The organism is Citrobacter sp. CK206 (assembly GCF_030333125.1).
Lineage (GTDB): Bacteria > Pseudomonadota > Gammaproteobacteria > Enterobacterales > Enterobacteriaceae > Citrobacter_B > Citrobacter_B koseri.
Window position 1 is genome coordinate 542,067 of the sequence record NZ_JAOWGM010000030.1, and the last position, 22,042, is coordinate 564,108.

Here is a 22,042-nt window from a genome sequence, read left to right on the forward strand (position 1 = left end):
GGCGCTATGCTTATCAGGCCGACAAACTGAACCCGTCGGTTGGTTGCAGTTATAACCCTTAATGCTAGCGCTGACCGGGTACATCGTCTACGTTCACGTTATCTTAATTTAAACAGTAAGCTATTACTCCAAAAGGAGGCTGTCTCTTTTATTGACCACGAGCATCCTGTATGATGCACCCAGTCTAACCTTATCAACGCTGGTACTATTCCCGCACACATGACCCTTTTAGCGCTCGGTATTAACCATAAAACGGCACCTGTATCGCTGCGAGAACGCGTAACGTTTTCGCCAGATACGCTCGATCAGGCGTTGGACAGCCTGCTTGCGCAGCCGATGGTGCAGGGCGGTGTGGTGTTGTCGACGTGCAACCGCACGGAGCTGTATCTCAGCGTTGAAGAACAGGATAACCTGCAAGAGGCGCTGATTCGTTGGTTATGTGATTACCATAATCTCAATGAAGACGACCTGCGCAATAGCCTCTACTGGCACCAGGACAACGACGCCGTCAGCCACCTGATGCGCGTCGCCAGCGGGCTGGACTCGCTGGTGCTGGGCGAACCGCAAATTCTCGGTCAGGTGAAAAAAGCGTTTGCGGATTCGCAAAAAGGCCATCTGCATGCCAGCGCGCTGGAACGCATGTTCCAGAAATCGTTTTCCGTCGCCAAACGCGTACGCACCGAAACAGACATCGGCGCCAGCGCCGTGTCCGTTGCTTTTGCTGCCTGTACGCTGGCGCGTCAAATTTTCGAATCCCTCTCCACGGTGACGGTGTTGCTGGTCGGGGCGGGTGAAACCATTGAACTGGTCGCGCGCCATCTGCGTGAACATAAAGTACAAAAAATGATCATCGCCAACCGCACCCGCGAACGCGCGCAAGTGCTGGCAGATGAAGTGGGAGCTGAGGTTATTTCGTTGAGCGACATCGACGAACGTCTGCGGGAAGCCGATATTATTATCAGCTCAACCGCCAGTCCGCTGCCGATTATCGGCAAAGGGATGGTGGAGCGCGCATTAAAAAGCCGTCGTAACCAGCCGATGCTGTTGGTGGACATTGCCGTGCCGCGCGACGTGGAGCCGGAAGTCGGTAAACTGGCGAATGCCTATCTGTACAGCGTTGATGACCTGCAAAGCATCATTTCGCATAACCTGGCGCAGCGTAAAGCGGCGGCAGTGGAGGCCGAAACGATTGTCGCGCAGGAAGCCAGCGAATTTATGGCCTGGCTGCGCTCGCAAAGCGCCAGCGAGACCATCCGCGAATACCGTAGTCAATCAGAGCACGTACGCGATGAACTGACAGTTAAAGCGTTGGCAGCCCTTGAACAGGGCGGCGACGCGCAAGCCATTTTGCAGGATCTGGCATGGAAACTGACCAACCGCCTGATCCATGCGCCAACTAAATCTCTTCAACAGGCCGCCCGTGACGGGGATGACGAACGCCTGAATATTCTGCGCGACAGCCTCGGGCTGGAGTAGCAGCACACCAATCTATTTTTTACAGGGTGCATTTACGCCTATGAAGCCTTCTATCGTTGCCAAACTGGAAGCCCTGCACGAACGCCATGAAGAAGTTCAGGCGCTGTTGGGTGATGCGGGAACCATCGCAGACCAGGAACGCTTTCGCGCGCTGTCGCGTGAGTATGCGCAATTAAGCGATGTTTCTCGCTGTTTTACGGACTGGCAACAGGTTCAGGATGATATCGAAACGGCACAGATGATGCTCGACGATCCTGAAATGCGCGAGATGGCGCAGGATGAACTGCGCGAAGCCAAAGAAAAAGGTGAACAACTGGAGCAACAGTTGCAGGTTCTGCTGCTGCCAAAAGATCCCGATGACGAACGTAACGCTTTCCTCGAAGTGCGCGCCGGAACGGGCGGCGATGAAGCCGCGCTGTTCGCAGGCGATCTGTTCCGCATGTACAGCCGTTACGCGGAAGCGCGTCGCTGGCGGGTAGAGATCATGAGCGCCAGTGAAGGCGAGCATGGCGGCTATAAAGAGATCATCGCCAAAATCAGCGGCGATGGCGTTTACGGGCGACTCAAGTTTGAGTCCGGCGGCCATCGCGTTCAGCGCGTCCCGGCGACCGAATCGCAGGGGCGTATCCACACGTCCGCCTGTACCGTCGCCGTTATGCCGGAACTGCCGGAGGCCGAACTGCCGGATATTAACCCGGCTGATTTACGTATCGACACCTTCCGCTCTTCGGGCGCGGGCGGTCAGCACGTTAACACCACCGACTCTGCAATTCGTATTACGCACTTACCGACCGGTATCGTGGTGGAGTGCCAGGACGAACGTTCACAGCATAAAAACAAAGCGAAGGCGCTGTCGGTGCTTGGGGCGCGCATCCACGCCGCAGAAACGGCGAAGCGTCAGCAGGCTGAAGCCTCAACCCGGCGTAACCTGTTAGGCAGCGGCGACCGCAGCGATCGCAACCGTACCTATAACTTCCCGCAGGGTCGCGTGACGGATCATCGTATTAACCTGACCCTCTACCGTCTGGATGAGGCGATGGAGGGGAAACTGGACATGCTCATTGAGCCGATTGTTCAGGAACATCAGGCCGACCAACTGGCGGCGTTGTCCGAGCAGGAATAATGGATTACCAGCACTGGTTGCGTGAGGCGATAAGCCGCTTACAGGAGAGTGAAAGCCCCCGACGTGATGCCGAGATTTTGCTGGGCCACGTTACCGGTAAGGCGCGCACCTTTATTCTGGCATTTGGCGAAACGGCGCTGACCGACACGCAGCGTGAGCAACTGGCGCAGTTGCTGGCGCGTCGTCAGCGCGGCGAACCGGTCGCACACCTGACTGGCATGCGCGAGTTCTGGTCACTGCCGCTGTTTGTCTCGCCCGCCACGCTGATTCCGCGCCCGGACACCGAATGTCTGGTCGAACAGGCGCTGGCACGTCTGCCTGATTCGCCGTGTCGGATTCTCGACCTCGGCACCGGAACCGGCGCGATTGCGCTGGCGCTGGCGACAGAGCGACCGGACTGCGAGGTCACGGCGGTAGACCGTATGCCGGACGCCGTGGCGCTGGCTGGCCGTAATGCGCAACATCTGGCGATTCACAATGTTCGCATACTGCAAAGCGACTGGTTCGCGGCGTTGCCGGGGCAGCAATTTGACATGATCGTCAGCAACCCTCCATATATTGATGCGCATGACCCCCATCTCGCACAGGGCGATGTGCGTTTTGAACCGCTGTCGGCGCTGGTCGCAGACGATAACGGCATGGCGGATATCACGCACATTATCGCGCAGGCGCGCCATGCGCTGGCGCCGGGGGGGTATCTGTTGCTGGAGCACGGCTGGCAGCAAGGAGTGGCGGTCAGAACCGCGTTGGCGCAGGCAGGGTACGTTCAGGTTGAGACCTGCCGTGATTATGGCGACAACGAACGAATCACGCTTGGGCGGATCGCGCCATGAATACATTTACGCTGCTGCTGGGCATCCATCTGACCAGCGTTACGCTTTCCGTTAGCCTGTTCGTGCTGCGTTTCTGGTGGCGCTATACCCGCCATGCGCTGGCATCCGCACGCTGGACGCGGGTTGTCCCGCCGATTATTGACACCGTTTTGCTGCTTAGCGGAGCGGGATTGATCATAAAAACGCACATCCTGCCATTCACCGAACAGGGGACATGGCTGACTGAGAAGTTGTTTGGCGTTATCATCTACATCGTTTTGGGTTTTATTGCGCTTGATTATCGTCAGGCGCGCAGTCAGCAGGCGCGCGTTATCGCCTTCCCGCTGGCGCTGGTGGTGCTGTACATCATCATTAAACTCGCCACCACAAAAATACCGTTACTGGGGTAAGTCATGAGGTCGTTAGCTGATTTCGAATTTAATAAAGCGCCACTGTGCGATGGGATGATCCTGGCATCGGAATCGATCCGCCTGGATTTTCCGACGCAAGCGGTCTATGACGAACTGGAACGTCTGGCCAGTCTGGCGCATGAAGAAATTAGCCAGCTCCTGTCTCAGGATGAGCAACTGGAAAAATTGCTGGCACTTTTTTATGGCGAGTGGGGGTTCAGAGATACCCACGGCGTCTACCGTCTTTCTGATGCATTGTGGCTCGATCAGGTTCTGAAAAACCGCCAGGGGAGCGCGGTATCGTTAGGCGCAATCTTATTGTGGCTGGCTCACCGGCTGGGTCTCCCATTGGTGCCGGTCATTTTCCCGACCCAGTTGATTCTGCGTATTGAATCGCTGGAGGGGGAAATGTGGCTGATCAACCCATTTAACGGCGAAACGCTCGATGAGCATACGCTGGAAGTCTGGCTGAAGGGCAATATTAGCCCGGTCGCTGAACTGTTTAACGAAGATCTGGATGAGGCGGATAACGCTGAGGTCATTCGCAAATTGCTGGATACGCTGAAATCTTCCTTGATGGAAGAGCGGCAAATGGAACTGGCGTTGCGCGCCAGCGAAGCGTTACTGCAATTTAACCCGGAAGACCCTTACGAGATCCGCGACCGGGGGCTGATTTATGCGCAACTGGAGTGTGAACATGTTGCGTTGACGGATTTAAGTTATTTTGTTGAACAGTGTCCAGAAGACCCGATCAGCGAAATGATTCGTGCGCAGATTAATACCATTGCGCACAAGCAAATTGTTTTGCATTAATTAATCGACATTTTACCCATGGTTAAGGCGATCTTATGAAACAAAAAGTGGTTAGCATTGGCGACATCAACGTGGCAAATGACCTGCCATTCGTGCTGTTTGGCGGTATGAACGTGCTGGAATCACGCGATCTGGCGATGCGTATCTGTGAACACTACGTAACCGTGACCCAGAAGCTGGGTATTCCTTATGTGTTCAAAGCCTCTTTTGATAAAGCCAACCGTTCCTCTATTCACTCTTACCGTGGCCCGGGTCTGGAAGAAGGGATGAAGATTTTCCAGGAACTGAAACAAACGTTTGGCGTGAAAGTGATCACCGACGTTCATGAAGCCAGTCAGGCGCAGCCTGTCGCCGACGTGGTGGATGTCATTCAGCTTCCGGCATTCCTCGCTCGCCAGACCGACCTGGTGGAAGCGATGGCAAAAACCGGCGCGGTCATTAACGTGAAAAAACCGCAGTTCGTCAGCCCCGGTCAGATGGGCAATATCGTGGACAAATTCCACGAAGGCGGCAACGATAAAGTGATCCTGTGCGATCGCGGTGCGAACTTCGGCTACGACAACCTGGTTGTTGATATGCTGGGCTTTAGCGTGATGAAGAAAGTTTCCGGTAACTCGCCTGTTATTTTCGACGTCACCCATGCGTTGCAGTGCCGCGACCCGTTTGGCGCCGCGTCCGGCGGTCGTCGCGCGCAGGTTACCGAACTGGCGCGCGCCGGTATGGCGGTAGGTCTGGCCGGTTTGTTCATTGAAGCGCACCCGGACCCGGAGCATGCGAAATGTGACGGTCCGTCCGCGCTGCCGTTAGCGAAGCTGGAACCGTTCCTGAAACAAATTAAAGCGATTGACGATCTGGTGAAAAGCTTCGGCGAGCTGGATACCGAACACTAAGCGGGGATGATGTGTGCCGGAGGGCGTCTGACGCCGTATCCGGCCTACAATAAACGCGGTTTCGTAAGCCCGGAAAGCGTAAACGCTACCGGGCTTTTTTGTCCGTCAGGCAAAAATGGTCATCAGGTAAGCGATAAACAGAGCCAGATGCGCCGCGCCGTTCAACACATTGGTTCGCCCGGTCGAGAAAGAAATGTGGCACAGCACCAGCGAGGCCACCATTACCACCATCTCCGGGGCGCCCAAACCGAAGAGCAGGTCATTTCCGGTAGCCCATGCAATCAGCGTCACCACCGGTACGGTCAGGGAGATGGTTGCCAGTACCGAACCAAAGAACAGGTTCATGGCTCGCTGTACCTGGTTATTCAACACCGCTTTCAGCGCGCCCAGCCCTTCAGGGGAGAGGATCAGCAAGGCCACGAGGAAACCGGTAAATGCCACTGGCGCATTCAGTTCGGTTAACAGTGTCTCCAGCGGATTGGCGTTCATTTTCGTCACGGCGATAACGGCAATCAGATGTACGATCAGCCATACAGCGTGCCAGATGTTGCTGTGCGCGGACGGTTTGCCGTGGTGCGGGTCATCGTCATCACTTTCATCTTCATGCTCGTAAACGAATAAACTCTGGTGCGTTTTCGTCTGAATCAGCAGGAAAACGCCGTACATCGCGGCGGAAATAAGCGCCACTAACAGCGCCTGAGCCGTAGTAAAATTCGCCCCTGGCAACGCCATAGGGAAGACCAGCACGATAATCGCCAGCGGAAACAGGGCAATTAAATACTGTTTAATGCCAAACAGGTTCATATATTGCGTGGCGAATTTACGACCGCCAAGCAGCAGAGAAAAACCGACCAGTCCGCCAGTTACAATCATGATGATTGAATAGAGCGTATCGCGCATCAGTGTTGGCGCGGCGTCGCCGGTGGCCATCAATGCGGAAATTAAACTCACTTCCAGAATAACGACAGAAAGACTTAAGATAAGGGAACCGTAAGGTTCGCCGAGTCGGTGCGCTAATACATCCGCATGGCGGACAACGCTGAAAGCGCTGCTTAAAATACCAATAAGGGCAAGTATATTAATACCGATGACCACTGGTAGTGACTGACTGCTTCCCCATAAGAACAGCACCACCAGTGCCAGAACCGGGAAAATAAGCGAGGTCTCCTTGTGGCGGGTTTTCACCGCCTCATGTGCGTGTGTCATTATGATTCTCCATCTCCGCAGGTGTTTTTAATTATAAATGTATTAAAGATTGTAAAAAATAACAGAAATCGCGGCTTCATCATTGTGTTTTTACGTAATTTTACGGCATGGGCTATTTTTCCCCGCAGAGTGAATAAAAAAGTACGTCTTGTTTAGAGAGTATATGAATAACAGTGGGTTAGTGACAAATAAAAAGTAAAATAGCACCCGACTGGCGAGACAAAACATTGTTGACCACACTAAAGGTTTACAGCAAAAAGAGGAGTCAGCAATGCCTTATAAAACGAAAAGCGATTTGCCGGAAAGCGTTCAGAATGTGCTGCCTGCGCACGCGCAGGATATCTATAAAGAGGCGTTTAATAGCGCCTGGGAACAATATAAAGATAAAGCGGACAGACGTGACGACGCCAGCCGGGAGGAGACCGCGCATAAGGTTGCCTGGGCTGCCGTCAAAAATGATTACCAAAAAGGGGATGATGATAAGTGGCATAAAAAGCGCTGATCGTCTTCATACCAGACCAGGCAAATGATGCGCGTTGAGCGTCTGTTGCCTTGCAAGCGGCGATTGAATTGCATATTGTCCTGTTAGTGGTTTCAAAATGAGCAGTTAAAATGCCCGGAAGGCGTCAAAAAAGTGTTGCAGGGAAGTTTGCAGTGGCGGAGGTGTAAGGTGTTAACGCGTGATTTTTTACTGAATGCCGATTGTAAAACGGCGTTTGGCGCTATTGAAGAATCACTACTTTGGTCAGCAGAACAACGGGCCGCTTCACTGGCGGCGACGCTTGCCTGTAGGCCCGATGATGGGCCGGTGTGGATCTTCGGTTATGGATCGTTGATGTGGAATCCGGTGTTAGAATTTGACGAGTCCTGTACCGGTACGCTGGTCGGCTGGCACCGGGCGTTTTGTCTGCGTCTGACGGCAGGGCGTGGAACGGCGTGCCAGCCCGGACGGATGCTGGCGCTGAAAGAGGGCGGGCGAACTACTGGCGTGGCTTATAAACTGCCGGAGAACGCGCTGGAGCAGGAGCTGACGCTGCTGTGGAAGCGGGAAATGATTACCGGCTGCTATCTTCCCACCTGGTGCCAGCTGGCGCTGGATGATGGCCGGACGGTCAATGCGCTGGTGTTTATTATGGACCCGCGACACCCGCTGTATGAGTCGGATACTCGCGCTCAGATTATCGCGCCGCTGATCGCTGCCGCCAGTGGGCCGTTGGGCACCAACGCGCAATATCTGTTCTCGCTGGAACAGGAGCTTGCCAGACTGGGGATGCGGGACGATTGTCTGAACGATCTGGTGGCGAAAGTCAGAGGCTTGTTAGGCGAGAATCAGCCGGAAAGGGGATTCAACCCCGGATTTGCCTGAGCGTTGCCCCTGAATCCAGGGGCAAAAACATCAGGCTGCGATATAACTGATGGAGTGTTCCAGTGACTGGCTGTGGCTGTCGATCAGCACGTTCCAGACACCGGTGTACGGTACGGTCAGCCAGGCATTATCACGGTTCTGCACGCTTAAAATATCGGTCTGCGTGTCTTTGACGTGTTTTTTCTCGCTCATTAAATGGATGTGGCAGCGTTCAGAACAACGCACTATCACCGTATCCCCACCAAACAATTTCAAACTTGCTTTCACTAATGCCATTTTTCACCCCGTTCTTGAAAACAACGTACTCCCTTGCGGAAGTGCTGCGTGATGTTGTTCACATTTCACTCACTGCATAACACCAAAGGGTGAGCTCACGGATGCTGATTTTGATCAAAAAATGGCATAACCATTAAACAAAAATGACAAAATGCCTGAAAATCATTGAAAGGGCGTGGTAACTTTCGACAAAAACACGCCCTTATAAGATTAAATTCGGAAATGCCCGGCAGTTTCAGCCAGCTCGCCTGCCTGGCTCTGCAAGGCGCCTGCGGCGGCGGCAGACTGCACCACCAGTTCAGCGTTCTGTTGCACCATGCGATCAAGGTGGTTCACGGAGTGATTTATTTCCTGAATGCCTTTCATCTGTTCACTGGTGGCGATGCTGATTTCATGCATGATGCCGGAGACATGGCCGATGCTGGACAGGATCTCCTGCATACTTTCTCCGGCCAGATGAACATAACGTGAACCTGTCGCGACGCTGGTAGTTGTGGAGTCGATCAGAGATTTAATCTCTTTTGCCGCCTGTGCGCTGCGGCTGGCAAGGTTGCGCACTTCACCCGCGACAACGGCAAACCCGCGGCCTTGCTCTCCCGCCCGGGCGGCTTCGACCGAAGCATTCAGCGCCAGAATATTGGTCTGGAACGCAATGCCGTCGATCACGCTGGTGATATCGCCGATTTTCGCCGATGCCCCTTCAATAGATTGCATTGTCGTGATTGCCTGCGAGACCACATCGCCGCCGCGCGTGGCGGCCTGTGAGGCTTTTTGCGCCTGATCGTTGGCTTCGGCGGCAGATTCCGTGGACTGGGCGACCGATGCGGTGATTTGCTCAACGGCGCTGGCGGTTTCACGCAGGCTGGAGGCGGCCTGCTCGGTACGGCCTGAAAGGTCGCGGTTACCGGCGGCAATCTCCTGCGCGGCCATTTTCACCGAGGCGCTGGCATCGCGTAGCTGTACCATCACCACGGACAACTTATCGCTAAAACCGTTAAACGCCCTGGCGATTTGCGCGACCTCGTCTGTGCCGCTGTCCGGCAAACGCTGAGACAAATCGTTCGTCCCGTTGGCAATGGCATGCATCGCGTCGCGGATCGTGGACAGACGCTTCATCAGGCGAGCCACCAGAAGGTGCATCACTGCGCCGCCCGCGAGAACCAACAGCAGCAGAGACAGGGTGGACGCCTTCAGCAGCGCCAGCATACCGGAGGTCGCCTCTTTTTCGTCTAACGCCACGACCAGCCACCAGTGGGTTCCTTGCACCGGCGTCGCCAGCAGCGTTTTACTGCTCTCGCCGATCAGCGCCTGAACAGGGTGTCCGCTTTTTACCTGATTGAAATCCACGCCGCTGACGACCTGCGCGAAAGGTTTCATCGTCAGCGCCGGATCGTTGGCGGCGATGAGCGTTCCGTTTTGGTCGAGCAACATACCGCTGCTGGCGGGCGTCGGTCGAATACCGTGTACATTCGCTACGACGGCATCCATCGCGACATCACCGGCGACCACCGCTTTCAGTTCGCCATTCTCTTTCACCGGAACGGCGAACGTTACCACCAGCTTGCCGGTTCCGGCATCAACATAGGGGGCCGTAACGACGGCAGCGTCAGCGCTGACAACCTGTTGATACCAGGGACGTGACGTCGGATCAAAATCTGGCGGTATGCCTGCCGGGTCGGAGAATTTTGCTGTTTTGCTGGCATACCCGACATAAATATTCGTAAAGCCGCCGCCCAGCGCCATTTGACGAAATACCGGCACCGGATCGTCGGTTAGCGCCGCCTGCTGCAACGAGGAAATCATATTCATTTTACCGCTAACCCAGTCGGCAATCGCCAGACTGTGGCTGGCGCTGGTACTGGTGAGCGTATCCTGCTGCGCTTGTCGGTTATCGAGACGCGTTACCTGAAGGTTAATCAGCGTGTTAAGGAGGAGGGCGACAACCAGACATCCCGTTGTCGCCGCAATAATACGGGCGCGAATTGAGCTGAACATAGTATTTCCTTCAGTGTGGTATTGGAAATCCTATCGGCTACCGGGCGGCGAATCTTGAGGCTGCAACCGCGTCCATAAGAAAATAGTATCAGCAGGGCTAAACGCGCGTTAAGCGCTAATGAAGGTGCGCGGAAACCAGGGGCAATTCCCGCGCCAGGGATCAGAAGGTCAGAACTTTATCCGCCGCCAGCGTCCACTGGGCCAGTTCGACCAGCGTACCGACTTCCACGCCGTCAATGAGCGGCAATGTGGTGATTCCCCGCCCGTCGGTACAGGTTTTACACAGTTTCACCGGGACGTCCTGCGCGGTCAGGATCTCCAGCATTTGCTGGATATTGTAACCTTCCGCAGGCTTCTGTCCGCGTAATCCTGCGGTGACGGCATCCGACATTAAAAATAAACGCAGGTCGAGGTCGCCGGCCTGTTCACGTAGCGCAATGGCCAGACGCAGGCTGTTAAATAACGCTTCGCTACCGTATGCCGCACCGTTTGCGACGATCACTATCTTTTGCATTTTGACTCCTGTTGTCAGGGGGGCATGGATATTGCTTGTAGTACGGGTAGACCTGTTACCCGGGAGAGCAACGATGATGACGAATATGGAAAGCCGCCCCGGCGCCACCCAATGGTTTCATTATGCGCGCCAGCTTGAGAATACGCAGCTTCGCCAACTGGCGCAGTCAGGGAAGCTGGTGTCCCGGATTAGCCATCTGGTGCATATGCTACAGTGCGAACGCGGCGCATCCAACATCTGGTTGTGTTCCGCAGGGCAACTTTATGGGCCGGAGATACGCGCCAGCCGCGCGCTGGTGGACGAAGAACACGCCCGGTTGCAGTCCCTGTTGCAGGAGATGAGGCCGATGGCGAACAGCGCGCTCTGTCATCGCATCGCCGGGGCTGTCTGGTGTCTGGAGCAGTTGCCGCAGCTGCGCGAAGCGGTCAGTGGACGGCATAGCGATGCGCCACAGGCGATGGATCAGTACAGCCGCACGCTGCGCCACCTGCTAAGCATTGTGCCGCAGCTTAACGACAACATCGACCATCCCCACATCGCCGGAGGGATGGTCGCGCTGTACAGCTTTATGCAGGGTAAGGAGCTGGTGGGGCAGGAGCGGGCGCTGGGGGCGATAGGGTTTACGCAAGGGGCGTTCAGCCACGAGATGCGACAGGAGCTGGTGGATCGCATTGACGGACAGCAGCTCTGCTTTGACACCTTTATATCGCTGGCGTCTCCGACGGTGGTTCACGCATTTCGCCAGCAGTGCGAAGCGGAAGCCGCTATCGAACAGTGGCGCCGCCTGGCCTGTACGCGCCAGCCTGCGCCCGATAAGGGCGAAAGCGCTTTACGCTGGTTCACGCTCCAGACGCAACGGCTGGAGCAACTGCGCAGCATCGAGGAGATGCTGATCGCCGAGTTAATGTCTGCGGTGGAGCGCCGTCTGGCGCAGGATGAGACAACGTTGCCGCTCGCCAGCTGGCTGGATGATGCCACCGACGATACGTTCTCATTGCGCCGGGATAAGCAGTTGCTGCTGGTTGTGCGGCAACAGGCGCGGGAGCTGGAGCAGCTTAGCGGGCAACTGGCGTCACTACAGGATGCGCTGGAGGAGCGAAAGGTTATTGATAAGGCCAAATATGTGCTGATGCATCACCAGAATCTGTCTGAAGAGCAGGCCTGGCAGTCGCTGCGCAAAATGGCGATGGATAAGAACCAGCGGATGGTGGACATCGCGCGTGCGCTGCTCACGGTGAAATCGCTCTGGCAGGTGACAACCAAAGGGTAGCTGCACAACGGCTGGGCATCGTGTGCCAGATTCGGGTGCAAGCGCGTTCGCGTACCGCCTGAAAAGCGGCGGAATAGGGGCATGTTGATGTTGGCATCTGAATTGCAGGACTGAAATGGTAAAAGAGTTCTGAAAACAGTTTAGCGGCAAACCAACGACGGTTTGCGCGCGTTTGGGATAAAGGCGTCCTGCAATGCTTCGGCATTGCCGGGCGCTTTTTTTTTGCAATGGGGAGCATGTATGGGTGACAGGTCTGTTTCATTGACGCGACGTCGATTATTGCAGGCAGGGGCCGCGATGGGCGGGGCGCTGCTGGTACCCGGTTTGATGCAGTCCGTGTGGGCGGCAGGGTCGGACAAACCCGAACTTGAAACCGTCAGAGTAGGTTTTATTCCGCTCACTGACTGCGCGCCGCTGATCATCGCCGCGTTGAAAGGGTTTGATAAGAAATACGGCATTACCCTTGTGCCGACCAAAGAGGCCAGTTGGGCGGCGGTGCGCGACAAACTCGTTTCCGGCGAACTGGACGCGGCGCATGTGCTGTATGGCCTGCTCTATGGTCTTGAGCTTGGTATTGCCAGTAAGCCGCAGCCGATGGCGAACCTGATGACGCTAAATCAGAACGGGCAGGCAATCACGCTGTCGACGGCGCTTCAGGAGAAAGGCATTACCGACGCTGGCGGATTGAAAAACATGATCGCCGGACAAGCGCCCGGCACTTACACCTTTGCGCATACCTTTCCGACCGGAACGCATGCGATGTGGCTCTATTACTGGCTGGCTAGCGCGGGGATTAACCCGTTCTCTGATGTCCGAATGGTCGTCGTGCCGCCGCCGCAAATGGTGATGAACATGCGTATTGGCAACATGGTGGGCTTTTGCGTCGGTGAACCGTGGAATGCCCGTGCGATTAATGATCGCATTGGTTTTACTGCCGCAACCTCGCAGGCCATCTGGCCCGATCACCCGGAAAAAATCCTGGGAACGCGCCGTGACTGGGTTGAACAGCATCCAAACACCGCCAGAGCGCTGGTCAGCGCGGTACTGGAGGCGGCGCGCTGGATCGACGCCTCAGTGGAAAACCGACGCGAAACCGCACAAATACTGGCCCGTCGCGCCTGGCTTAACACCAAAGAGCAGTACCTGACCGGACGTATGTTGGGCGAGTACGACAACGGCGCAGGGCATCGCTGGCAGGACGCGCACGCCATTCGTTTTTATCACGATGCGGAAGTGAGTTTTCCGTGGCATTCCGACGGGATGTGGTTCCTGACGCAGTTTCGTCGCTGGGGGCTGCTCAAGGACGCGCCGGATTATAACGCCATCGCCGCCCGGATTAACCGCACGGACATCTGGCGGGACGCCGCCGCAGCGGTAGGCGGCATCACGCCGCCTTCTCAGCTGTTACGCACCAGCACCCTCATAGATGGTTCCGTATGGACCGGGCGGGACCCCGAACGTTACGCCAACAGTTTCACTCTCCATCATCAAGGGGCCTGACATGAAAACAGTACAAAACGCGCAAAGACGCATCCCTGAACCCGCCGCCGGTGAAGTGATTACGCTGCCGCCCGTTACGGTGCGCAGGCGTAATCCGCCGCTGTCGCATCTGATGCGAACACTGGCGCAGCGGACCGTTCCCGCATTGCTGGGGCTGGCGCTGCTGGTGGTGGGCTGGCAACTGGCGGCCATTAACAGCAAAGGCTTCCCGACGCCGCTCAGCACCCTTGATTCCGCGCTGACGCTGTTTGCCGACCCGTTTTATAACGGTGGGCCTAATGATATGGGGATTGGCTGGAATGTGCTGGCGTCGCTACAGCGTGTGGCGATTGGTTTTGGGCTGGCGGCGCTGGTGGGTATCCCGCTTGGCTTCCTGATCGGCCGGTTCACCTTTTTCTCGCGCATGTTTACCCCGCTGATCGCGCTGCTGCGACCGGTCAGCCCGCTGGCCTGGTTGCCAATTGGCTTGCTGCTGTTTCAGAAAGCGGAACCGGCATCAAGCTGGACTATTTTTATCTGCTCTATCTGGCCGATGGTGATCAACACCGCCGAAGGCGTGCGCCGCATCCCACAGGATTACCTTAACGTTGCCCGTGTCCTGCAACTCCCGGAATGGACGGTGATGCGCCGTATTCTCTTTCCGGCGGTTCTGCCTGCGGTGCTGACCGGCGTACGCCTGTCTATCGGCATCGCCTGGCTGGTGATTGTGGCGGCGGAAATGCTCACCGGCGGTCTCGGCATTGGCTTTTGGATCTGGAACGAGTGGAACAACCTCAATGTGGAAAACATTCTCATCGCTATCGTCATCATCGGCGTGGTTGGCCTGCTGCTGGAGCAGGGCTTAATGCTGGTGGCGCGTCGTTTTAGCTGGCAGGAAAAATAAGGGGAACACCATGAAACCGTTAATTCAGGTACAGGCCGTCAGTCAGCGTTTTTCTACCGCCAGCGGCGAATTTCTGGCGTTGCAAAACGTCTCTTTCGACATTCATGAAGGTGAAACCGTCAGCCTTATTGGGCATTCCGGCTGCGGGAAATCGACGCTGTTGAATCTGATTGCCGGAATTACGCTCCCTACCGACGGGGGGCTTATTTGCGACAACCGGGAAATCGCCGGGCCGGGGCCGGAAAGAGCTGTGGTCTTTCAGAATCACTCGCTGCTGCCGTGGCTGACCTGCTTCGATAACGTTGCGCTGGCGGTTGATCGGGTCTTTCGCCGCACGATGGGGAAAACAGAGCGTCGGGAATGGATTGAACACAATCTTGAACGGGTGCAAATGGGGCACGCCATGCACAAGCATCCGGGAGAAGTGTCCGGGGGGATGAAGCAGCGCGTCGGCATCGCCCGGGCGCTGGCGATGAAACCCAAAGTGCTGCTGATGGATGAACCGTTTGGCGCGCTGGACGCCCTGACGCGCGCGCACTTGCAGGACACGGTGATGCAAATCCAGCAGTCGCTCAATACCACCATTGTGCTGATTACCCACGATGTGGATGAAGCGGTGCTGCTCTCCGATCGCGTGCTGATGATGACCAACGGCCCGGCGGCGACGGTAGGCGACATTTTGCCCGTCACGCTTCCTCGCCCGCGTAATCGCGTGCAGCTGGCTGACGACAGCCGATACCACCAGCTGCGCCAGCAGATTCTTCACTTCCTCTACGAAAAGCAGCCGAAGGCGGCGTAGGGAGGCGGTATGACGCAGCGACTGGTCATTATCGGCAATGGAATGGCTGCCACCCGTCTGGTGGAGGCGCTGTTGGCGCAGGCGCCGCAGGCCTTCACGATAACCGTGGTGGGGGAAGAACCGCAGCATGCGTATAACCGCATTCAGCTTTCGCCCGTACTGGGCGGCGAAAAGCGCTTTGCGCAGACGCTGCTGCATCCGCCTGAGTGGTATCAGCGCCACGGCGTCACGGTGCTGACGGGGGAAACCGTCATCGCCGTTGACGCGATAGCGCGTACCGCCACCGCCACCGGTCGAACGCTGGCGTGGGATGCGCTGGTGTTTGCCACCGGCTCGGTTCCGTTTATTCCGCCGATCCCCGGCGCTAATTTACCCCATGTGCATGCTTTTCGCACGATTAACGATGTGGACAGCATCCTGCATGGCTGCGGGCCGGTTGCCGTGCTGGGCGGCGGTGTGCTTGGCGTCGAGGCGGCTGCCGCGCTGCGACTAAAAGGTGACAATGTCACGTTAATTCATCGCGGCAATCGGTTCATGGAGCAACAGCTTGATGAGCAGGCCGGGGAACTGCTGGCGGAACACCTTAACGCACGCGGGATTGACTGCGTGCTGTCGTCCGGTATCGACAGGATTACGCCTGATGACGTCACGTTGACGAACGGTTGCGTGCTGTCTGCAACGCGCGTGGTGATTGCCACTGGCGTAAAACCCAATACGGCGCTGGCGCAGGCAAGCGGGGTGCTCTGTCAGCGTGGAATTGTGGTGGACGGGCAACTGCGCACGGCGGTGGCGGGGATCAGCGCGATAGGCGAGTGCTGTGAAATCGACGGGCAGACCTGGGGGCTGGTCGCGCCCTGTCTGGCGCACGCGGAGGTGCTGGCGGCCCGCCTGGCGGGAACCCCCGGCGCTGATTTTCACTGGCAGGACAGCGGTACGCGTCTGAAGGTGACGGGTATCGATCTGTTCAGCGCCGGGGAGGTAAACGCCACGGCGGGTGATGACCTGCTGCGCACATTTGACCCGCTGAGCGGCCATTACCGTCGTCTGCTGATCCGCAATGGACGGTTACAGGGGGTGCTGCTGATGGGCGATTGCCGCAGCGCCGCGCCGTTGACTGATTTGCTGGCGCAGGCTGCGTCGGCGAATCCTGACTGGTTATTCGACAGATTTGATACGCAGCCTGCGGCTGCAGGACAGGTGACTATGACAAAACCCACGTTGGCTGTTGTTGGACACGGTATGGTTGGCCACCATTTTCTTGAGCAATGCGTTAGCCGCAATTTGCATCTTGACTATCAGATTGTGGTCTTTGGCGAAGAGCGTTATGCCGCCTATGACCGCGTTCATCTGTCGGAGTATTTCGCCGGGCGCAGCGCAGAATCGCTCTCGCTGGTGGAAGGCGATTTTTTTGCCCGCCACGGTATTGAGCTGCGGTTGTCGCAATGCGTTACGGCGATCGATCGGGATGCCCGCGTTATTCGCACCGCCAGCGGACATGAAACGCACTGGGATAAACTGGTGCTGGCAACCGGATCATATCCCTTTGTTCCGCCGGTGAAAGGCGGTGATTCAGCGGCGTGTTTCGTCTATCGCACGCTGGACGATCTGGATGCGATTGCCGCGAAGGCAAAACACTCTCGCCGTGGGGTGGTGATTGGCGGCGGGCTGTTGGGGCTGGAGGCGGCGAACGCCTTGCGGCAATTAGGGCTGGAGACGCATGTTGTCGAGTTCGCGCCATCGTTAATGGCGGTTCAGCTTGATAACGCTGGCGCGGCGATGCTGCGCGAAAAAATCGAGGCGCTGGGCGTGAGCGTGCATACCTCGAAATCCACTGCGGAAATTGACTCCACCCCGCAAGGGTTACAGTTGGTGTTTACGGATGGTGAACGTCTGGAGACGGATATGGTGGTGTTTTCTGCCGGTATTCGCCCGCAGGATGCGCTGGCACGCGGCGCCGGACTTCATGTCGGAGAACGCGGCGGGGTGTGTATTGATAATCAATGTCTGACCTCTGACGCGGATGTTTTTGCCATTGGTGAATGTGCGCTCTGGGACGGCAGGGTGTTCGGGCTGGTTGCGCCGGGCTACCAGATGGCGCGCGTGGCGGCAGCGCAGTTGGCCGGTGAAGATGCGGCGTTCAGCGGGGCGGATATGAGCACCAAACTCAAATTGCTGGGAGTGGATGTGGCCTCGTTCGGCGATGCGCAGGGGCGCACGCCAGGCGCGCAAAGCTATCAGTGGACGCATGGCCCGGAGCAAATCTACAAAAAAATTGTGGTCAGCGCGGACGGCAAGACGCTGCTGGGCGGCGTGCTGGTGGGGGATGCGGCGGATTACGCCACGTTATTGCAAATGATGCTTAACGGTATGGCGCTGCCCGGACAGCCGGAATCGCTGATTTTACCTGCTTTGGCGGGCAGCGCGCCGAAAGCGTTGGGCGTTGCGGCATTACCGGACAGCGCGCAAATATGCTCTTGTCATAACGTCAGCAAGGCGGACATTTGCCAGGCGGTCAGCGCGGGCGCAACGGAGATGGGCGCAATCAAGCAGTGCACCAAAGCGGCAACCGGCTGCGGTGGGTGCAGCGCGCTGGTGAAACAGGTGATGGAGTTCCAACTGGCGGCACAGGGCGTGGAGGTTAAAAAGGATATCTGCGAACACTTTGCGTACTCGCGACAGGAGATTTACCACCTGGTGCGGGTGAACCGCATCCACACCTTTGAGCAACTGATTAGCCGCTATGGTCGCGGGCATGGTTGTGAGATTTGCAAACCGCTGGTGGGCTCGGTGCTGGCCTCCTGCTGGAATGAGTATCTGCTAAAACCTGCGCATCTGCCGTTGCAGGACACCAACGATCGTTATTTTGCCAATATCCAGAAAGACGGTTCGTATTCCGTCGTACCGCGCATGGCGGCTGGCGAGGTAACGCCGGATGGGCTGATCGCCATTGGCGAAATCGCCAAACGTTATCAGCTCTACAGCAAAATTACCGGCGGGCAGCGTATCGACTTGTTTGGCGCGCGCCTCGAACAGCTGCCGGATATCTGGCGCGATCTGGTTGCCGCCGGTTTTGAAACCGGGCACGCCTACGGGAAGTCGTTGCGCACGGTGAAATCCTGCGTCGGGTCAACCTGGTGTCGCTATGGCGTTCAGGATTCAACCGGTCTGGCCGTCACGCTGGAGAACCGCTACAAGGGACTGCGCGCCCCGCACAAAATCAAAATGGCGGTCTCCGGCTGTACCCGCGAGTGTGCCGAAGCGCAGGGGAAAGACGTTGGCGTGATCGCCACCGATAAGGGCTGGAACCTGTATGTCTGCGGAAACGGCGGTATGAAGCCACGTCATGCGGATCTGTTCGCCAGCGATCTGGATGACGCCACGCTGATTAAATTCGTGGATCGCTTCCTGATGTTCTATATCCGTACCGCCGATCGCCTGCAACGCACCAGCACCTGGATGGATAATCTTGAAGGGGGCATCGACTATCTGCGTGAGGTGGTTATACACGACAGCCTGGGTATCGGCGACGAGCTTGAACAAGAGATGGCGCGGATTGTGGAAACATACCAGTGTGAATGGCAAACCACGCTGAACGATCCGCAGCGTCTGGCGCTGTTCCGCTCTAGCGTGAACGGCGACGAACCGGATGAAGCCGTAGCACGCCAGATGCTACGTGGGCAACCGCAGCTGGCGAAACCGGCGGCGCCAGCGAGAACCATCCTGCCGACAAAACCCTGGCAGGAGGTTTGTCAACTGGAGGAGATCCCCGAGCAGGCGGGCATTGGCGCCCGTTTAGGCAACCTGCAAATTGCGCTGTTCCGCTTTGGTCAGACGATTTACGCCCTTGATAACCATGAACCCGGCAGCGACGCAAACGTGCTTTCCCGGGGAATTCTGGGGGATGCCGGCGGTGAGCCCGTTGTCATTTCGCCGCTCTACAAACAGCGTATTCGCCTGCGCGATGGTCGGCAGTATGACAGCGGTGAGCCCGTTGTGCGCGCCTGGCCGGTGAAAGTCGAAGCGGGCAAGGTATGGGTCGGGAATCAGGCACTACTGCTGCGCGCGGAGGCGTCATGAATGAAACCCGGACAACGTGCCCTTACTGCGGCGTCGGCTGTGGAGTGATCGCCCGCGTCAGCGAACAGGGCGTCACGGTTCAGGGCGATCCCGATCACCCGGCCAATTTTGGGCGACTGTGTGTGAAAGGCGCCGCGCTGGGGGAAACCACCGGCCTGACCGGACGGTTATTACATCCGCAGGTTAACGGTGAAACGGTAAGCTGGCAGCAGGCGCTGAACACGGCGGGCGAGCGCCTGCGCAGTATCATCGCGCAATATGGCCCTGCGTCGGTGGCTTTCTACGCCTCGGGACAACTGCTGACGGAAGACTACTATGCGGCGAATAAGCTGATGAAGGGATTCATCGGTGCGGCCAATATCGATACCAATTCGCGCCTGTGCATGTCGTCAGCCGTTACGGGCTACAAACGCGCGTTTGGCGCGGATGTGGTGCCATGCAGCTACGAAGATATAGAGCGCAGCGATCTGGTGATTCTGGTCGGCTCGAACGCGGCGTGGACGCATCCGGTGCTCTATCAGCGCCTGGTGCAGGCGCGAAAAGAGAACCCGTCCATGAAAGTGGTGGTGATTGATCCCCGGCGCACCGCCACCTGTGATATTGCGGATATGCACCTTGCCCTGACGCCCGGCAGCGATGGCGGGCTGTTTGTCGGGCTGCTGCACGCCATCGCGACAAGCGGCGAATATGACGTCGATTTTGATGATGCGCAGGCGGCGTTTGCCCGCGCCAGCCGCTGGCCTGTTGAGCGAGTCGCGCAATTTTGTGGTCTGGAACCCGCGGAAATCCGCCGGTTTTATGATGGCTTTCTGACCGCGCCGCGCGCAATCACCCTTTACACGATGGGGATTAACCAGTCCGCCAGCGGCAGTGATAAATGTAACGCGATCATTAATGTACACCTTGCCAGCGGTAAATACGGGCGGGAAGGCTGCGGGCCTTTTTCGCTGACCGGACAGCCAAATGCGATGGGAGGGCGTGAAGTCGGCGGGCTGGCGACACAGCTGGCGGCGCACATGAATTTTGAGCCGCAGGATCTGTCGCGGGTTGCCCGTTTCTGGGGCACGGAGCGGCTGGCGCAGACGCCAGGGCTGATGGCGGTGGATCTGTTCGACGCTATCGCGCGCGGCGAGGTGAAGGCGGTGTGGATCATGGGCACGAATCCGGCGGTATCGCTGCCGGACACTCATGCCGTCTGTCAGGCGCTGTCTGCCTGCCCGTTGGTCATTGTCTCGGAGGTGGTGGCCGATACCGATACCAGTCGACTGGCGCATATCCGGTTTCCGGCGCTGGCCTGGGGGGAGAAAAACGGCACCGTCACCAACTCTGAACGGCGCATCTCGCGTCAGCGCGCATTTTTAACCGCCCCCGGCGAGGCCAGAGCAGACTGGTGGATTGTCGCGCAGATGGCAAAACAACTTGGCTTTGGCGAGGCATTCGCCTGGCAGGATGCGTGGGATGTCTTTCGGGAACACGCTGCGCTGTCGGGGTTTGAGAATGACGGCGACCGCGCGTTTGATATTGGCGCGCTGGCGGATCTGAACCGCGCGGCGTGGGATGAAATGGCGCCTGTCCGCTGGCCAGTCAGCCGTCACCACGGAGCGCTGGACCTGGCTCGCGGCTGGCATCGCAATAAGCGTCTGCGGCTGGTGCCCGTTGAACCGGAGGGCATGAGAACGCGCTGTGACGCGCTCTATCCGCTTATTTTAAACAGCGGTCGCCTGCGCGATCAGTGGCACACCATGACCCGAACCGGAACGGTGGTTCGGCTTATGCAGCACATTAGCGAACCGATTGTTGAGGTTTCACCGTCCGATGCCGCCCGTTTCCACCTGGTGGATGGCGCATTTGGCCGTATCAGCTCTTCGCGTGGGGTAATGGTCGCCAGAGTGGTGATTCAGGCCGGCTTGCGGGAAGGGACGGCGTTTACGCCGATGCACTGGAATAATCGCTTTGCCCGGCAGGGAAGGGTGAATGCGCTGGTCGCGCCCGTCTGCGATCCTCAATCAGGGCAGCCGGAGAGTAAACAAACGGCGGTACGCATCACGCCGTGGCAGCCGCGCTGGCAGGGGGAGCTGTTCATCCGCGAAGAGATAACCTTTCCTCCTTTTGTTCACTGGTGGCGTAAAGCGGCGGAAGGCGTGGCGCGTTTCACTCTCGCAAGCGATCGTGACGATCGCGACTGGTTGCTGGCGATGTGCCGCGAACAGCACTGGCAATTGCAGACCGCGCAGACGCCGCAGGGGCTGAATATTCTGGCCTGGCAGGCGGGACAATTAATGCTGGGGTTCTGGTCAGATGCGATAAAACCCGAAACAGACGATGCGGCGGTGATTGCCGCGTTCCGCCATCCGCCGGAAAACGCCCCTGAACGGCATGGCCTGTTGAGTGGCAAACCGGGCGGCGGGATGCCCGACCAGGGACGCATTATCTGTAGCTGCTTTAGCGTGGGGGAGTGTGCTATTCAGCAGGCTATCGCACAAGGGTGCGACTCCGTTCAGGCGCTGGGCAAAACATTACGCTGCGGCACCAACTGCGGCTCATGTGTACCGGAGCTGAAAGCGCTGCTGGCGCAAACGGCATCCGCCGGAAGCCTGGGATTCTCCTGAAAATGCGATAAAGGGCTGCAAAA

The 22,042-nt window shown here is 57.4% G+C and carries 18 protein-coding genes; 14 read left to right on the forward strand and 4 right to left on the reverse strand.

The genetic code is table 11. The features are described 5' to 3' along the window. Positions 1–219 precede the first annotated feature (219 nt). The 6 genes from hemA to kdsA are packed head-to-tail and all read left to right on the forward strand — an operon-like array spanning position 220 to position 5,524. Positions 220–1,476: a glutamyl-tRNA reductase gene (gene hemA, locus OGX81_RS19780; RefSeq protein WP_012132157.1), complete on the forward strand. Its 1,257-nt coding sequence runs from the start codon at positions 220–222 to the stop codon at positions 1,474–1,476. A 40-nt stretch (positions 1,477–1,516) separates the two neighbouring features. Further along, positions 1,517–2,599, forward strand: a complete 1,083-nt coding sequence (gene prfA / locus OGX81_RS19785; protein ID WP_012132158.1) for a peptide chain release factor 1 — start codon at positions 1,517–1,519, stop codon at positions 2,597–2,599. Continuing rightward, on the forward strand, positions 2,599–3,432 hold the full coding sequence (prmC, locus tag OGX81_RS19790) for a peptide chain release factor N(5)-glutamine methyltransferase (RefSeq protein WP_104868599.1): 834 nt from the start codon (positions 2,599–2,601) through the stop codon (positions 3,430–3,432). The genes prfA and prmC overlap by 1 nt, the downstream gene beginning before the upstream one ends. After that, positions 3,429–3,821 (forward strand): invasion regulator SirB2, encoded by a 393-nt coding sequence (gene sirB2 / locus OGX81_RS19795; protein ID WP_012132160.1) that lies wholly within the window; start codon positions 3,429–3,431, stop codon positions 3,819–3,821. The genes prmC and sirB2 overlap by 4 nt, the downstream gene beginning before the upstream one ends. A 3-nt stretch (positions 3,822–3,824) precedes the next feature. After that, positions 3,825–4,634 (forward strand): invasion regulator SirB1, encoded by an 810-nt coding sequence (sirB1, locus tag OGX81_RS19800; protein ID WP_012132161.1) that lies wholly within the window; start codon positions 3,825–3,827, stop codon positions 4,632–4,634. Between the two features lie 35 nt (positions 4,635–4,669). Next, entirely contained in the window at positions 4,670–5,524 is an 855-nt protein-coding gene (gene kdsA, locus OGX81_RS19805) for a 3-deoxy-8-phosphooctulonate synthase (protein ID WP_012132162.1), read from the forward strand. A gap of 105 nt (positions 5,525–5,629) precedes the next feature. On the opposite strand, the gene chaA is transcribed toward kdsA, so the two are convergent. Continuing rightward, positions 5,630–6,730, reverse strand: coding sequence for a sodium-potassium/proton antiporter ChaA (chaA, locus tag OGX81_RS19810; RefSeq protein WP_012132163.1), 1,101 nt, complete (start codon positions 6,728–6,730; stop codon positions 5,630–5,632). 271 nt (positions 6,731–7,001) lie between these two features. Here chaA and chaB point away from each other — a divergent pair, with 271 nt between their 5' ends. Together chaB and OGX81_RS19820 are read left to right on the forward strand one after the other, a co-directional pair. Continuing rightward, positions 7,002–7,232, forward strand: a complete 231-nt coding sequence (gene chaB / locus OGX81_RS19815; RefSeq protein WP_012132165.1) for a putative cation transport regulator ChaB — start codon at positions 7,002–7,004, stop codon at positions 7,230–7,232. 168 nt (positions 7,233–7,400) lie between these two features. Further along, positions 7,401–8,096 (forward strand): gamma-glutamylcyclotransferase, encoded by a 696-nt coding sequence (locus OGX81_RS19820; RefSeq protein ID WP_048902386.1) that lies wholly within the window; start codon positions 7,401–7,403, stop codon positions 8,094–8,096. Between the two features lie 30 nt (positions 8,097–8,126). Here OGX81_RS19820 and OGX81_RS19825 read toward each other — a convergent pair whose 3' ends face one another. The 3 genes from OGX81_RS19825 to OGX81_RS19835 form a co-directional block, all read right to left on the reverse strand. Next, positions 8,127–8,372, reverse strand: a complete 246-nt coding sequence (locus OGX81_RS19825) for a DUF1883 domain-containing protein (RefSeq protein WP_012132167.1) — start codon at positions 8,370–8,372, stop codon at positions 8,127–8,129. 210 nt (positions 8,373–8,582) lie between these two features. Continuing rightward, positions 8,583–10,367, reverse strand: coding sequence for a methyl-accepting chemotaxis protein (locus tag OGX81_RS19830; protein WP_012132170.1), 1,785 nt, complete (start codon positions 10,365–10,367; stop codon positions 8,583–8,585). 160 nt (positions 10,368–10,527) lie between these two features. Beyond that, a complete protein-coding gene (locus OGX81_RS19835) occupies positions 10,528–10,881 on the reverse strand; it encodes a DsrE/DsrF/TusD sulfur relay family protein (RefSeq protein WP_012132171.1) in 354 nt (117 codons plus the stop codon). A 73-nt stretch (positions 10,882–10,954) separates the two neighbouring features. On the opposite strand from OGX81_RS19835, the gene nasR reads away from it, so the two are divergent. The 6 genes from nasR (at position 10,955) to OGX81_RS19865 (ending at position 22,019) form a co-directional block, all read left to right on the forward strand. Next, positions 10,955–12,151 (forward strand): nitrate regulatory protein NasR, encoded by a 1,197-nt coding sequence (gene nasR / locus OGX81_RS19840; protein ID WP_012132172.1) that lies wholly within the window; start codon positions 10,955–10,957, stop codon positions 12,149–12,151. A gap of 240 nt (positions 12,152–12,391) precedes the next feature. Continuing rightward, entirely contained in the window at positions 12,392–13,651 is a 1,260-nt protein-coding gene (locus tag OGX81_RS19845) for a CmpA/NrtA family ABC transporter substrate-binding protein (RefSeq protein WP_104868600.1), read from the forward strand. A gap of 1 nt (position 13,652) precedes the next feature. Beyond that, positions 13,653–14,534, forward strand: coding sequence for a nitrate ABC transporter permease (gene ntrB / locus OGX81_RS19850; protein WP_012132174.1), 882 nt, complete (start codon positions 13,653–13,655; stop codon positions 14,532–14,534). Between the two features lie 10 nt (positions 14,535–14,544). After that, complete coding sequence (locus tag OGX81_RS19855; RefSeq protein ID WP_012132175.1) at positions 14,545–15,333, forward strand: ABC transporter ATP-binding protein; 789 nt, start codon at positions 14,545–14,547, stop codon at positions 15,331–15,333. A 9-nt stretch (positions 15,334–15,342) separates the two neighbouring features. Then, positions 15,343–19,410, forward strand: coding sequence for a nitrite reductase large subunit NirB (gene nirB, locus OGX81_RS19860; protein ID WP_104868601.1), 4,068 nt, complete (start codon positions 15,343–15,345; stop codon positions 19,408–19,410). Then, complete coding sequence (locus tag OGX81_RS19865; protein WP_012132177.1) at positions 19,407–22,019, forward strand: nitrate reductase; 2,613 nt, start codon at positions 19,407–19,409, stop codon at positions 22,017–22,019. The genes nirB and OGX81_RS19865 overlap by 4 nt, the downstream gene beginning before the upstream one ends. Positions 22,020–22,042: the final 23 nt, after the last annotated feature.